The following is a 15,732-nucleotide window of genomic DNA, read 5'->3' as shown; positions in this document are numbered from 1 at the left end:
TATTTTTGTTGCCAGAATTACAAAAAATGAGATGCTGAACTAAATATGAAAGCAAAGAGCATATTTGCTCTGGTAGCAATGAACTTTTTAGGGCTCTTTTACTCTATACAAATTACTGAGGCAGAGGTAATCAAACTTCCCTTATATAAGCTATCTCCCGTTAAAGCAATGGATCTTAAATGCTCAAGTGCTGCCGCTGAAATATCTATAGCAATTCCTGAGAGATGGAAAGTGGAGAAAGCCGTGCTTGAATTCAATTACACCAACTCAACAGCTCTCTTACCCAACAGATCCCGCATGGTTGTCAGGTTAAACGGCTTTCCTGTGGAGCAGTTTAATCTCAATCCCCAGTTTCCTGATAAAAGTGCTAAAATAGTTTTACCGGAACTTTTGTTTGAGACGGGTTATAATCGCCTGACTTTTGATGTTGCCCAGCACTATACTAATGAGTGCGAAGATACGTGTGCCAAAGAGCTCTGGACCACGCTAAGGCTTGACCAGGCTTTTTTGGAACTTGAGTACTCCCTGCGTCCCGTGCCTCAGAAATTATCATCCCTTGATAAATTCCTGTTTGACCCCAAAATTCTGCCATATGGCGAAATAAACGTTGTTGTTTCAAACACAAAAGAGGACATGATAACAAATGTTGCCATAGTGGCATCAAGCATTGCTAAAAAATTCGACTATAAAAAGGTGATCTTCACTGTCTCTAAAGATATTAAACCAGGGGTTGACAATGTTATCGTGGGAGAAAGCAGCTTTATAACTGATTATCTTAAGCAAAAAGGCGTAGCCTTAAGTGAAATTAAGGGACCGTTTCTTAAACTTATGAGTTTACCAGCCGGGGAAAAAGCTGACACGCAGCATATGCTTCTTGTAATCTCCGGTAAAAACGTAGATGAGGTGAAACTGGCAGCAGAAACAATGTCTGTTATTTCGCTTCCATATCCAGACACCAGTGAAACGACTATTTCTGAGTTGACTCTCCCTGACATCACCCTCTATGGAGGCAGGCAAACAATCGTTCCAAACAAGAGATACACCTTTAAGACCATGGATTTCCCGGATTATACCTTTAGGGGATTTAACTCAATGTCTAAGGACATTTCTTTTCGCCTGTCGCCGGATTTTTTCATAAAACCAAATCAATACGCAGAGATTCTTCTGACAACCGCATATGGTGCCGGGATGAGGTCCGATTCTGTTTTGAATATTTTAATAAACAACGTACATGTTTCTGCAATCAGTCTTGATAACAAAAATGGCGCAATCATTGAGGATTACAAGATGAATATACCTACGCATATGTTTAAAGTGGGTTCCAATATACTTACTTTTGAACCCATATTGGTGCCCTCGGTCTCTAAGAATTGTGAGTTACCTCAGGACAGAAGCCTCTTTCTGACCATATTCGGAAAATCCTCGATGAAATTTCCGGCAATGCCTCATATCGTGGATTTACCAAAGCTGGAACTTTTTATGAGCAGCGGTTTTCCTGTCACACGATGGCCGGATGGTTTTGAGTCACTAATATATCTGACAAACGGTAATTTAGACAATATAGCCGCAGCTTTTAACTTAATCGGACTTATTACTCAAAAAAACGGCTACCCTCTGTTTGAGACAAAGTTTACCTACACTAATCCCATAAGCTGGAAAGGGGAAGTTATCATAATTGGAGACACCGGCACTCTGCCAGAAAACATTAAAAAGTTAACACCACTTAAACTCACTGCCAAGTCTGTGATTCCATATCCTGTTGTAAAGAGCTGGAGTGATGAGATAACTATTGCCCTCAGTAAGCAAACGGTTAGCATAAGCGAGGGTAAAGGCGCTATCATGGAATTTCAGTCGCCATATGCCGAGGGCAGAACAGCAATACTATTGACTGCCGCAACGACAAAAGATATTTTTGCGCTCTCTGATGCCCTTTTAGATCCTAATGTTCAGGGAGATTGCAAAGGAGACTTGAGCCTGATAGACCTTACTCCGCCAAACTTTAAGGTAAATTCTTTAAATGTCGGAGGAAGATATTTTGCCGGTAAATCAGGTGCAACATCAAAACTGGATATGTATTTGTATGTTTATCCGTGGCTATACTATGTAGCCATTGGATTAGCCGTGACAGTCATAGGTTCTACTTTATATATTATATTGAAAGCATATAGAAAAAGGAGGTTGAACGTTGGTAAAAATACGGACAATAGTGGTTAGTGTAATACTCTCAATGCTCTTCTGCACGTCATCCGGCGCAGATGATAACGGGCTTTGGGAAAAATATAAAACCACATTTATCCAGGCCGACGGTCGGGTAGTTGACTTCTATCAGGGGCAGATGAGCCACTCCGAAGGACAGGGCTACGGCATGCTGCTTAGTGTTTTGTATAATGACAAATCTACCTTTGACAAGCTCTATAAATGGACAAAAAACAACCTAATGCTAAGAAAAGACAATCTGTCGGTGTGGAGCTGGGGGAAAAGAGCAAACGATAAGTGGGATGTGATTGACTACAACAATGCCACAGATGGCGACGTTCTAATAGCGTTTGCCCTGATTAAGGCCGCTAACAAGTGGCAAAACAACGCTTACAAGACAGAGGGCACAAAAATTGTTGGGGCTATAAGAGCAAATCTTTCAGTCAAATGGCAGGGCTTGAACGTTCTTTTGCCTGGCTACTATGGATTTACAAAAAACGATTCAATAGTGTTAAATCCCTCATATATAATCCCTCCGGCATACAAGCTGTTTGCAAGTGTTGATGACAAGGCATTCTGGGAAAAAACATATAAAGACTCCATTACCTTTTTGGGGCAGTGTAAGTTCAGTAAGTATAAGCTTCCAGGCGACTGGATTGCCCTGACCGGTAAGGGACTTCAACTTAGCAGTGAAAACCCCCAGGTGTTTGGTTATGATGCAATAAGAACTTTTCTTTACCTTTCACTGGATAAAGTTGTTCCGTATCCGGAGGGTCTGAAAGAGATTTCTAAAATATATAAGCAGGCAGGTTCTATCCCGGCTCAGATTGATCTTTCTGACAATGCAACTAAAGCATCCGTTTCCACAGACACCGCTCCGTCAGGGTTTTATGCCATATATTCTTTTGCCTTTTCAAAGTCCGGAGATGGGGAGTTAAGTGCTAAACTATCTAAAGAAGCGCAAGATAAACTAACCAACGAAAAAGAAAATTACTACTCCTACACCCTCTACCTTCTCGTTAAAAAGGGCAACGATTTGTGAAATCCATAAAAACACTGCTTGTCTTTATTGCGGTTGTTGTTTTGTCATGTCACAATCAAGCTATTGCAGAGGATGTGACAGCAGATAATGTGACGGCAGGTGATGAAAAAAATGACGGTTCTTACTTTGCCTATAAGGGCTGGCAGTATTATCAAATAGGCAACTACAAACAAGCCGCCGATCTCTTTAAATATGCTCAAACCTTCAAAAAAAGTGTTTTAGAGGCAACATTAGGATTGGCACGTTGTTATGTAAAACTTGGAAAGACTGAGCTTGCACTTTCTAATTATGATATACTTCTTGATAAACGTTATAAGCTGCAAGATGTTGTCTCTGACATTGTATGGGTGATGATTGCCCAAAAAGATTTTGTTAAGGCTGAATTATATCTAAATATGCTTGAGGGTAAAGACCGTCAGAAGGTGCAAGAAATAATAGATAAGGAATTTTTTCCTGAACAGGTTAAAGAAGCCGTAAAAGCCGGTAACGTTACAGAGCTCCACAATCTTACACAGACACATAAACACTACTTAATGAAGTGTGAATTGCCAGGCACTTTTTTTGATGCCGGTGAAGCATTAAACCAAAGAGATAAAAAAACTGAGGCGCTGGAGATTTTTCAGACACTGCTTAAATCCTGTCCGAAAGAATGGGGAATCCGTACGGGCGTGTTTTATTCTCTTAAGACCATGCTGTCTTTGGCAGAGGTCTTATCAATTATTGACACTGAAGGAGAGCGTGACAAACTGCCTAAAGGTTATACAAAAACACTTACAGAGATAAAACTTGCACTGCTTCACGATGAGCTTAATGATGATAAAGAAAACACCGAGTCTATCGCAAACAAAATACTGTCACTTGACCCTAATGATGTTGCAGCAATTTCGGCACTTGCATGGCACGCTTACCACACTGAAAAGTACGATAAAGCCTATGAGGGATTTTCAAAACTTCAAGCTATGGAGCCCGGTGTCGCTGTTTATGTCTCAGGCCTGATATACACACTTGTCAAATTACAATGGACAGACGAGGCTCTGGATTTGATAGGAAAGTATGAATCTGTGTCGGATTTTAAAGACATAAAAGCCGGCATATATAAAGAGAAAGCCTCACAGGCCTTTGATGCACAAAACTATAAAGAGGCCGAACAATATACTTTGAAATCAATAGAGATAAGCGGTGGCGATGATAATGATACAACGCTTTTAGCCTGGAGCATATATAAACAGGGAAGAGTTAGCGACTCACTGCCTGTGTTTTTATCTGTTTTTGAGACTAAAAAGGACCCGGCAACTGCTCAGGTAATCTTATCTGCCTATAACGACAGCGGTGATATAAAAAAAGCAGAATCATTTGCCAACACACTGTTGGCACTGAATGACGAAAAACTTAAAAAACTAACCGGAGATTATTTTTTTGACAAGGGTGAAACCATGCGGGCTGCTTACTCATATTGCGGTGCAGATTCCTGCTACTATAATTACGAAAAACCGCTGCTTACCCTTTCGTCTTCTATGAGGACTAAAAGTGGTGACAGCGGGCTTTCAAGACTTTGGGAATATTCAATTCCTGTAAGTTACTCATTTACAATAGCTCCCGATAAGAAAATAACAGTATCGTTTACAGATCAACACTTATTCTCAGGTACTGCTCCCCCACTGCCATTTACGGGTACCTACAAAAACGTATTAAACCCCGTATCTCTTATTACCTCAGCCAATGTCTATACACCGGAGGTAAAACTGGAAAAAGAGGGAGAGCTTCACTATGCCATAAAGCTGGGTACAACACCGTTTAATGGCCCCATTGATCCAACAATCACTTTTGATGCCGGCATAGGGGCAGCACACTGGAATATTAACCTCCATAGGACACCAATTGCAGAATCTATCCTGTCCTATATTGGATTAAAAGACCCCTACGGCACTGACAAGTGGGGACGAGTGGTAAAGACCGGAGTTGAGGGAGAGATTGTTATTACACCGTTTAAACCGTTTTGGGTATCAATAAAGGGAGGGTATGACTCTTATAATGGGATAGGTGTGATTGAAAACTCTGCGTATCACGCCAATGTCTCTCTTGGTGCCACATTTATGACTGACGCAACAAGTTTTTCAACGGGAATTGCTGTAACAGACTCACATTTTAATAGCAACTCTGGATTTTATACTCACGGATATGGGGGTTACTATAGCCCAGACATTTATTACTCGGTTGGACCGTTTGCACACCTGCAAGTGAACCAATGCAGGGATTACTTTATTGACGGCCAGTTTTCAATCGGATATTTTAATTCCCAGAGCGATGATGCACCTATGTTTCCCTATCCTGAGGATTTTCATGTAGGAGGCAACACTTACGAGGGCTCAACCGTAAAGGGAATAGGATACTATATAAACGTTCATGGACTCAAACTGATTACAAAATATTTGGCGGTTGGCGGCACTTTTGAATTGAATAAGTCCCCGGATTACACTGAGTGGACAGCTGGTTTGAACTTGCGTTTATATTTCTCGCCGCGAGCTAAGCTAATTGAAAAATAGGAGTTTAGGCAAAATTTCACTGTTTAATCGTCGTCATCGCTGTTTAATTGCAGGATTTGTTTTATGTCTGTAGAGCTAACCTGAGTGTGGAGTCTTGCAATGTTTTGTGTGACATTGCCTTTTGTCATAAGTATGCCGAAATCCCTGGGAACTGATGTTTGGTTATCGCTAAAGATACGGGCGAAGATGTACTTACCGTATTGACTTCTAAGGTGCGAGGTGTCCCACCATAGGCTTTGATCTGATGTGACAGTGTTTCGACCTGTAAAATCGTAGTAATCAGATAGTTGAGCTATTTCAAATTTCCACTTTTCGTAAGTCTTACGTAGTCCCATTGCGTATATTAAATCAAACTGATTCTTATACACCGGGCTGATATAGAGTTTCAGGGTAATTCGCCGCTCCTTACAAGTGTCAACAATGCGTTTCAGAAGCCGGAGGTTATCGTTAATTGAATCAGGATTTCTAAATGCCTCAGAATTATAACCAAGCGGGTCTGTGGAAAACACCCGCAGGGAGTTTTTCATGTCTCGCTGGATTATGATATTGCCGTATTCCTGCAGAGCTTTTTCCTTCTCACACCACGTGCTGTAACCCTCTGACCAGTTTATTGGTTCACATTTCCCGGTAATGTTGTTTCTTACAGTATCGATACTTGATTTCAAACTCTGTAGCCCCAAAAGCTCCGCTTCAAAATCACTGAGCAAAAATCCATGCTTAAACCGCCTTTCATTAAAACCAATCTTGTTTCTATTTTCAGGATTATATGAAAAAAAATCCAAACTTAAAATCACATACCTTATGTTGTAGTTTTTAACCATATAGTAAAAATAGCTGAACTGTTCATAAACATTTGAACCGGAAAGGGACAGGTTATAAGTTTTCATATTTATATAGTGTTGTACGTCAGAGGGCTTAAAAACCATCATCCTTGATGTGCCAATCATTAAAGCCTCCGGTGTTGCCCGCTTTGCATAATACAGTTTTGTTGTATACTCTGATATGATTTCATACTTGTTTGCATTTATCCCGTGAATTTTTATAGTCTGCAAATATCCGTTTGAATCAATAATTAAATTGAAAAAAACAGGTGCAGCTGTTATGAAAAAGAATATGATTATCCATTTTTTGTAAATATTTATTTTCATACGGCTCTCATTGTTCAGAAATTGAAATACAGAAATTTTGAGAGCTTCTCTTTGTGGAGCAGCATTATGGCAACTGCCCCTAAAAAACCAAACAACAGAGCGTTTCTTAAGTTGGGGGAAAAGTCCTTTGAAATATCATTTGAATTACGGCAGGAAACACACACAGTTATGAGTATTGCGAGATACATGATTTTAGCGCCATCTGAGGAAAAATAGTTGCATAAAGTGCTGATTGCCTGGAATTTCTCCTTATTCTGAAACAGATTTATAAAATCCATAGTAACCGTATTAAGAAATGTTTTAACCTCTGTGCTGCCAAAATTAACCATCCCCTTGATAACCTTAACAGCATCGGCGAATGATTTTGCCCTGAAGAAAATCCATGTTATGTTTATAAAGTTGAAAGTTAAAAACCATGCTATTGGTCTAGCTAACCTAAGACCGGTACTTTGCCAGAGGCGGTAAAAAGCGTATGCAAAACCATGCAAGGCTCCCCAGATAAGAAATCCCCATCCGGCTCCGTGCCATATCCCTCCTAAAATAAAAGTGAGTATGATGTTGAGATTAACCCGTGCCGTGCCGCACCTGTTTCCGCCCAGTGGGATATATAGATAATCGCGCAGAAATCTGCTCAGGGTCATATGCCACGCTCTCCAGAACTCACGGATATTTAACGACTTATAGGGTGAATTAAAATTCAGGGGAAGGTGAATATTCAGCAACAGTGCAGAGCCCAACGCCATATCGGTGTAGCCGGAAAAATCAAAATAAATCTGAAGCGTATAGGACAGACTGGTTATCCATGCCTGAAGCAATGAGAGATTTCCTGCAGAGTCAAACCCAAAATCAGCCCAGGCAGAGAGATAATCGGCTATGGCAATTTTTTTTATAAGGCCTATTACGATAAGGACAAGAGCTCTTACGGTGTTTTTTGAACTAAACACTTTATTTCTCATCCTGTCAAACTGCGGCATCATCTCTCTGTGGTGCAGTATTGGGCCGGCAAGCAGGTGAGGGAAAAAAGCCACAAAAAGCGAATAATTCGTACCCTTATATTCTTTAACCGTCTGTCTGTATGCGTCAGACAGGTAGGCAATCTGAGTTATGGTGAAAAAACTGATGCCAAGGGGCAGGGTCAGTTTAAGTGTGTTAATGTTGGTGTTAAGAAGCGTATTTATGTTTAAAATTAAAAAATCGGTATATTTATAAAATATCAGCAGCAATATATTAAGTGATACACCGGTTATGAACAATCGTTTCCTGTCGCTGGAAATATTTGTTTTTCCAAGCTTTAGTCCAATACTGTAATTAAATATTACGCTTATAATTATAACAGGCAAATCCCAGATATTCCACCATGAATAGAATATAAAAGATGCTAAAATAAGAAAGACTCTTGCAGCGAAGGTTTTTTTTAACTTATTGAGAAAAAAATAGACACAGATTGTTGCTGGCAAAAAGGCAAACAAATAGACATATGAGTTAAAAAGCATGAAAGAATTATGTCTTTATTTGCCGGTTATAATATTGTTTTTAACTATGAAATCCACCTGTGCTTTTGCCCATAGTGCATTGCCCCCGATATTGAAATGTCCTGTATCTGATTTCCAGTAATACTTGTCAGCAGGAGCATCCTCAACAGACGGCCTTAATGCCTCAACAGAGTCCAAATAATATGCTTTATGTAAAAGGGCTGTCTTTTCAATGTCTTTATGTTGCAAAGAGCTACAAGTGTCTGTAAGCTGACAGAGGCCTGGCGCTCCGGTTACAATTATTTTTATATTGTTTTTTCTGCAGATATCAATCGCTCTGCCCAGAAGTTTCATAGAATAAGCTACTGCTTCTTTATCCTTAACTGTAGGATTTTCAGAACCCCAATTTACGCCGCCAAGAGGACAGTCAAATGTTTCAGGTTCATTTATTTTTTGTTTCCATGTTTTATTGTCAGGGTTGTGTCGTGACCAGGCTTGCTGTTCTGGTGTTTCTTGTTGCTCCAACAAACCTGCCCCTTTAGTCAATTTAATAATTAATTTACTAACTAAATACTCTAAATAAGCTGCAAGGTTAGAATGGTTTACCAAAATACGCGCTGTTTCTATTAAAAGCGGCATCCTCTTAAAACCCACCGGAGAATGTATATACGCCCTGTAGCTTTTATTTATCATAATTGGATACCCGTCTTTGTCAAACGTACTTAAAGTCTTGTAAAACGCATCATTGCCGACATCAGACATATCAACGTCAATAACAATCAAATCCGGTGAATACTCCAACAATGTATTCTCTATAAACAGCATGTACTGAGAAACTGCAAAGGAGGAGGTTCCAGTGTTGATTACTTCAATTTTTTTTCCAAGGTCTTTATATCTGGCATTCAGTTCGTTTTCAACTATCGTAGTCATTTTATACATAGGAGATACCACTCCCTGGGTTGTGGAGTCCCCAAGGTAAAATATCCGGTAAAAATTTTTAGGTTTTTTTACTGAGACTTCATATTGTGCAAGAAAAGACTGGCTGTTAATGTATATAAAATATGGAATGCTCCGGTAATTATCAGGCCATATCACATTTTTGTGCCATTTATGGTGCAACAGAAGGTCATGGTCCACAAGATGAAACATTTCGTCTGAAGGGTATTCATATTTCCAGAACTGGATACGGCCAGCTATAATCTCCATTATCGAAAGACATGCGACGATACTCAACAGGATTATTAAAATCTTCTTAAATCTCATGTTATTCCATTATAATGAACAATAGGAATATTTGCAACAATTGCCATGTAGGAGTGCACTACTTAATTACCGTTTCACTGGTACTGTACTTTGTACCTTTTTTGATGATTTTCCACTGTACATCGTGTTCTTTATATTTAGCAGAGTTAACTGAGGTTAATACTTTAATTATATTTGCAAAAAGTCTGCTTGGCGTAAATATTTTTTTACCGCTAACAATTATTTCATCGTTTTTTTCCAATACTTTTAGTGCCTGAAAATTATACGTTCCTAAAACAACGCCAAGACTCTCCAGTTTATAACTTAAATCGAGAGTCCGAAGCAACACATCGTAGTTATTGCCTATTGGTGTAATTACGGTACCTGACGGATTACTTTCTACTTTTACGTCATTAGTTGTTTCTAAAGTCCGTGCCACTTTTAAATATTCGCCATTTAGGTTAGCATCAGCCTTTCCCACAGGCAGCTTTACTGGTAAAACATATATTTCATCCTGAGGATAAGCGCATGTTCTCCTTATGATTTTTTTGTAATAATTTAAGTCTTCTGCAAAAACACTAAAGTTGCAAAGTGGCAATGACAATGCGCTAAATAACAGAAGTCCGATGCCGGCTTTAATCAAATGATGTTTCAAATCTATAATCCCCCCATCCGTACTTCACCTGTTGTTGCAATTATACCACCAGCAGATTCTATCCGTCAACTTTAACCATTTTACAATAACCCATTAATATTCCCTTTAAGTTATAATATCCGGTAAATGGCTGAAAACAGTTTTTCTTATAGCCCCGGGTCTCTGTGGATACATGGGGTCATTTACTCAGTTTTGATTATAGTGTTAACCCTCTATGTGTATCAGGATACAAGGAATTTCCAGTTTCTTATTTACGACGACAACCGCTACATAACCGCCAATCCTTTTGTTCAAACGGGGTTTACAAAAGAAAGCGTCAAGTGGGCATTTACCACTGATAACGACGGCAACTGGTTCCCTCTTACGTGGTTGTCACACCTTACGGATTTTCAACTCTACGGGATGCGCCCAATGGGACATCATATCACAAGCGTTATAATACACACGCTAAACTCTCTGCTGGTGTTTATCCTGTTTGCTAAACTTTTACATGGGAATATGCTGCAAGGAGCAATAGCCGGAGCACTTTTTGCAATACACCCTATGCACGTTGAGTCGGTAGCGTGGGTATCGGAAAGAAAAGATGTGCTGAGCGCTTTCTGGTTTTTTCTCACAATGCTTAGTTATGTCTCCTATGTGCGTAAAGAAAACATCCTCCGGTATATGCTGACACTGGCTCTTTTTGTGCTTTCACTTATGTCAAAACCTATGGCAGTTACGCTTCCTGTTTTGCTTTTGCTCCTGGATTTTTGGCCTCTTAACAGATTCTCAAATGTTCCGGATGCGAGGGCTACAAAAAAAGCTGCTGCAATTATACTAGAAAAAATTCCATTTTTTGTCCTCTCTGCCGTCTCCTGTGTCATAACGGTTTATGTCCAAAAAAGTGGCGGGCACCTGATGCCCCTTCAACGCTTTCCGCTTTCTCTAAGAGCTGGTAACGCTCTGGTGTCATACACTAAGTACCTGTATCTTGCCGTGTATCCAGCCGGACTGTCTAATTTTTACCCTATGCCTGAAAGCATTCCAGCTTTGCTTGCCATCTTTTCAGCGGTTTTAATAATTACTATAACTACCGTGTCTTTGATAAAGATAAAAACTATGCCGTGGCTTATAGTTGGATGGGGTTGGTTTTTTATCTCACTGCTGCCTGTAATCGGTCTTATTCAGGTGGAGCTTCAGTCCATGGCCGACAGATACACTTATATCCCATACACAGGGATCTTCGTTTTGGCAGTGGTTTGCGTTTTCAAACTCATGGAGAGGTTTCAAAAATTAAAACTGCCTATAACAGTCTTTGGAGCAATTTTTTTACTCCTTCTGACTCATTTTGCAAGGGTTGAAGCCTCCTACTGGAGAGACAGCCTGACGCTTACAAATCGCGCCATAGAGGTAAACACTAAAAACTACATGGCATACTATAACCTTGGTTACATAAAAGCCTCAGAAGGAAACCATGTTGATGCTTTTATAAGCTATAAGAAAGCAATTTCCCTGAAACCCGGGTTTGGTAAGCCATACATAAATGCAGGATTTGAACTTTTGGCTCTTAACAAAGTGACAGATGCCATCTGGTATTTCAAGAAATCAATACCAATAGCAGGCCCCAATATTTCCATTGGTTTTAATGGTCTTGGGATTGCCCTGTTAAGGGTTGGAAAAATAGACGAGGCACGTACCGCGTTTGAAAATGCACTTAAGTATGACCCTGGCATGGAGCCTGCCCGGATTAATCTGGATATTGTTAATGAAATGCTCAGAGAAAAGAATAATCTAATAAGGTAGGGCGCTGCCCTCCCTTAAAATCCCACCTGTAAGGGGGCCAGCCCCCTTAACCCCAGGTTTTTATCTACGATTGGTGGGTTTATTTAAAGTTTGTGAGGGATGTTTTTGATTTAAAAGAATTTTTTAACCGGCGTACCGCCGCTTAAAAAGTTTCAATTGCGAGCTCCGCCCGCAAAACAGATGAGTAGATTAAAAGATTTATTATTTGACATCATATATTTTAAAGCTATGCCCATCAACATTTGCATCATACACTAACCTATACCGTGCAAGTTTGTCATACTGTACACTGAGTGAGTTAAGTTCATAGGGGCTGACTAAAATATACGATATATTGTATTTTTTTATAAGTTCAGGGTCTCCTGTTAAATAAATCTTTCCAACATCGTCCTGCTTGCCAGGTTTGTCATATCCTACCTCCCAATTATATGCTCCGTCAACAACTGCACGAGCCCCCATGGAGGGGACAAAATGTATTACACTGTTGCTTGTTAAAAAAATTGAATCCTTAGCTGTATTGGCTTTTATCCACCTTGCCGTAACTCTGTCCCCTGCACTGAACAACACACTCTTTGGTTTTGTAAAAATAATGTGGAACTCAGTTGAAAAAGGCAGCACTGCCATAACCATTATAATTAACACCGCCACAGATTTTTTAACAATGTTTCCCTGTTTAAACATATTGCTCAATTGAAATCCGGAAAAAAGTGATAGTATCACATCAAAGTAAAAGAAAAACTTATTACTGTCTCCCCACGCAGGGCTAAAACGATAAAAGTTTATCAATACAAAAAATGAAAACGTGACAGCCAGAGAAACAATGAGAAAAATATTTTTTCTGCCCATTGCTATTGAGGATTCCTTATACCTTCTGAAATATAAAAATACCGATAAAAGCCCTGTGGTTAGGACGGCACCACCAGCTCTTATCCAAAATATTAATCTTGCGATAATTTCTGAATTAAGCGGTTTTATCTCATTCAGCCCGCCTCCAAGTTTATGAACGTCAAATCCGGCATAATATGAGGGTTTTAAACCTGAAAACAAAAAAACTATCTGAAACACCCCTAATAAAAGCGGGGATAACGATATGAATGCTCTTTTTTTATCTTTACACATATACAAAAACATTATCACGATAATCGGACAGACTATAAAGAAACTATGAATATGAAAAAGAGGCAGAAGCCCTGTAAACAGTGAAATCATAAAGAGATTATCATAATCGGCATCATCTTCTTTAATCAGTTCCTTGCTGGCGGCAGACAGTATGATCAGTGCCAGAGGAAACCCAAACAAAAACGGTCTTTGAGGGTGAAACAGGTTTATAATTACATCCAGAAAATTATAAAACGGCCTCAGCATCTCCTCTCGGATACTCATCCAGGAAGAGAGTTTAAGCTGGGTATGAGTGACAGGAAACCCAATAAGAGCAAACAGCATATTAAAAACCCCTGTGTGCCCCATAATTATTAACGTTGAGGAAAAGAAAACCTCAGTTTCTGTCTTAAGCAGGGTTTTACAGAAATGATACAGAATGTTAACAAGAGCAAAACTATACAGAATCTGAGGAATAATCACAGAGTATAACAAAGTCATTCCGCAACGCACTAGTATTGCTGAGTTAAAGTTAACCAGATAGTGGTATCTTAACGCATCTCCGGCTGATTGCAGATTTGCAGGCGGGAAATCCATTTTTTCTACAAATGAGGAAATCATCGACATGTGATAAGCCATATCGTTATAATTTCCTATAAACATGACACTGCCATCAGCTCTTTCCCACATGCCAAAAATGAAAAACGGCATAAATACCATACACAGGTATGCCTGCACGTGTGACATAGTTAACTCCGGGTTTTTAAATGAGGAAACACTCATAAAACGCACTGCAAGGAACAACAGAATAACGCCAACACTCAGCACTGATATCATATTGAAACCAACAAATGCCGATAAAATGTACACGCCCCAGGTTGAAAATAAATTCCCGATGATTATGGCAAATGAGAGCTTTATCCAGAAGTTTTTGGAAAAACCAAAGGATCTCTCAATTGCCAATCCCAGCAGTGTTGAAAGACAAATAAAAATTACTGCTGTCATCTGTCAGCCACTGTCAGCTACCCGTAACACCTGCCGTATGAACCTTTTTACGCCTTGTCAGGTACTTAAAAACTTTACTTATTAAAAACAGCGGGTCATTTTTCAGCAAGTAAAGAATAAGGTGTCTGCTTCGTTTAAGCTTTGTCGCAAATTTGTTATTATAATCGTAAAGCCATCTGGCTATCATGTTGACATAGTTGTCAAAATCCTCTCTTTTAATATTTTTAACATAATAGGCGTCAGGCCAAAAGGGGAAATTTGTCCAATCCGGATTTTTTGGAACGAGTCCCTCCGCTATACACTTTTCATACTCTGTGCTTCCCGGCATAGGGTCAAAAATATTAAAGGCAAGCTCCCCGGCCTTAAGTTCCTGCATAAGCTTAAAGGTCTCTGCAAGGTCCTCCAGTGTTTCATCCGGGAATCCGGCCATAAAAAAACCGCCAACCCCTATCCCTTTTTTAGAGATAAGTGAAAACGCTTTTTTTATCTGTTCGTTTGAAACATCCTTAGAGATTATCTTTTTTATTCGGTCGCTTCCGCTTTCCACCCCTATTTCAAGTTTCACACACCCTGACTTTGTCATCAGTTCAAGAAGCGGCTCATCTATCAAATCCGCCCGCGTAGCAGTTTTCCAGCTTACGTTTACCTTAGACTCTATGAGTGATTTACAGTACTTTTCTATGACAGTTCTGTTGATAGTAAAGGAGTCATCCCAAAACATTATAAAGTTAGTGCCATAGGTCTCCTTAAGCAGTTGTATTTCCTTAATAACATTGCCTGGGCTTCTCATTCGCACCTTTTTATCCCAGAAATTTCTTGACGAACAAAATGTGCACCTAAAAGGACAACCCCGTGAAACAATCATACTGCCCAGCGATTTGAAATCAAATGTCTCAGGATACAGTACCGCATCACGGGCAGGAAACGGGATATCGTCCACATTTTCCACTGCCATGCGCACAGGGTTATGGATAATCTTTCCATTTTCCTTAAACGAAAGACTCTCAACAGAGCTTAAGGGTGTATGCCCCTCCAGTGCTCTGCAAAGCTCAAGAGTGGGATATTCACCCTCACCCCTGATTACGAAATCAACCTCTGGCAACATTAAACTCTCATCGGCCATAAAGCTCGGATGCAACCCCCCCCAAAGGACATAGCAACTGGGATTGTACTCTTTAACAAGCTGACTTATCTTTAGAGCTGAACCAACCTCTACCGACAAAAGTGATATGCCAACCATGTCAGGCCTGTAATCTTTGAGAGTCTGTCTGACCTCAGCCCAGACAAAGTGAGTGTCATCTTTTAATATTTCCAGGTAGCGGTGGTAACTCTTAGAGCGAAAATTAAAAGTCATATCAGCATCCGGAAAAACGCACTCAGCTTTACTTTTTGGATTTTCGGCATGATATATAACCGCCTCGTAACCGTTTTCCCTTAGCAATGATGCTATGTAGCCAAGTCCCAGTGGAAAATACGGTGATTGCCCAACCCCTTTTAATCTTGAGTACGGCGGTTTAATCAGTAATATTCTCATTTTGTGTTACCCCTT

At 39.8% G+C, this 15,732-nt stretch carries 10 protein-coding genes; 4 read left to right on the top strand and 6 right to left on the bottom strand.

What is annotated here, in order from left to right; translation table 11 throughout:
• The first annotated feature begins 45 nt into the window (after window positions 1-45).
• From HQK88_00890 to HQK88_00880, 3 genes are read left to right on the top strand one after another with little or no spacing between them, the layout of a single operon-like run.
• Window positions 46-2,214, top strand: a complete 2,169-nt coding sequence (locus tag HQK88_00890; protein ID MBF0615350.1) for a cellulose biosynthesis cyclic di-GMP-binding regulatory protein BcsB — start codon at window positions 46-48, stop codon at window positions 2,212-2,214.
• Complete coding sequence (locus HQK88_00885) at window positions 2,186-3,238, top strand: hypothetical protein (GenBank protein MBF0615349.1); 1,053 nt, start codon at window positions 2,186-2,188, stop codon at window positions 3,236-3,238. Before HQK88_00890 ends, HQK88_00885 begins: the two co-directional genes overlap by 29 nt.
• Complete coding sequence (locus HQK88_00880; GenBank protein MBF0615348.1) at window positions 3,235-5,781, top strand: BCSC C-terminal domain-containing protein; 2,547 nt, start codon at window positions 3,235-3,237, stop codon at window positions 5,779-5,781. The genes HQK88_00885 and HQK88_00880 overlap by 4 nt, the downstream gene beginning before the upstream one ends.
• Window positions 5,782-5,804: 23 nt before the next feature.
• On the opposite strand, the gene HQK88_00875 is transcribed toward HQK88_00880, so the two are convergent.
• The 4 genes from HQK88_00875 to HQK88_00860 are packed head-to-tail and all read right to left on the bottom strand — an operon-like array spanning window position 5,805 to window position 10,298.
• Complete coding sequence (locus HQK88_00875) at window positions 5,805-6,929, bottom strand: hypothetical protein (GenBank protein ID MBF0615347.1); 1,125 nt, start codon at window positions 6,927-6,929, stop codon at window positions 5,805-5,807.
• 14 nt (window positions 6,930-6,943) lie between these two features.
• Entirely contained in the window at window positions 6,944-8,422 is a 1,479-nt protein-coding gene (locus HQK88_00870; protein MBF0615346.1) for an MBOAT family protein, read from the bottom strand.
• Between the two features lie 15 nt (window positions 8,423-8,437).
• Window positions 8,438-9,664, bottom strand: coding sequence for a hypothetical protein (locus tag HQK88_00865; GenBank protein MBF0615345.1), 1,227 nt, complete (start codon window positions 9,662-9,664; stop codon window positions 8,438-8,440).
• A gap of 58 nt (window positions 9,665-9,722) precedes the next feature.
• Window positions 9,723-10,298, bottom strand: a complete 576-nt coding sequence (locus tag HQK88_00860; GenBank protein MBF0615344.1) for a hypothetical protein — start codon at window positions 10,296-10,298, stop codon at window positions 9,723-9,725.
• 192 nt (window positions 10,299-10,490) lie between these two features.
• Here HQK88_00860 and HQK88_00855 point away from each other — a divergent pair, with 192 nt between their 5' ends.
• On the top strand, window positions 10,491-12,080 hold the full coding sequence (locus HQK88_00855; protein MBF0615343.1) for a glycosyltransferase family 39 protein: 1,590 nt from the start codon (window positions 10,491-10,493) through the stop codon (window positions 12,078-12,080).
• A 201-nt stretch (window positions 12,081-12,281) separates the two neighbouring features.
• Here the strand turns inward: HQK88_00855 and HQK88_00850 are convergent, their stop codons facing one another.
• Together HQK88_00850 and HQK88_00845 are read right to left on the bottom strand one after the other, a co-directional pair.
• On the bottom strand, window positions 12,282-14,183 hold the full coding sequence (locus HQK88_00850) for a hypothetical protein (protein ID MBF0615342.1): 1,902 nt from the start codon (window positions 14,181-14,183) through the stop codon (window positions 12,282-12,284).
• 13 nt (window positions 14,184-14,196) lie between these two features.
• Complete coding sequence (locus HQK88_00845; protein ID MBF0615341.1) at window positions 14,197-15,717, bottom strand: radical SAM protein; 1,521 nt, start codon at window positions 15,715-15,717, stop codon at window positions 14,197-14,199.
• Window positions 15,718-15,732 lie beyond the last annotated feature (15 nt).

This window comes from Nitrospirota bacterium (assembly GCA_015233895.1).
Classification (GTDB): Bacteria; Nitrospirota; Thermodesulfovibrionia; order Thermodesulfovibrionales; family Magnetobacteriaceae; genus Magnetomonas.
The sequence above is the reverse complement of the archived record's forward strand: the minus strand, read 5'-3'. Positions and strand labels throughout refer to the sequence as shown.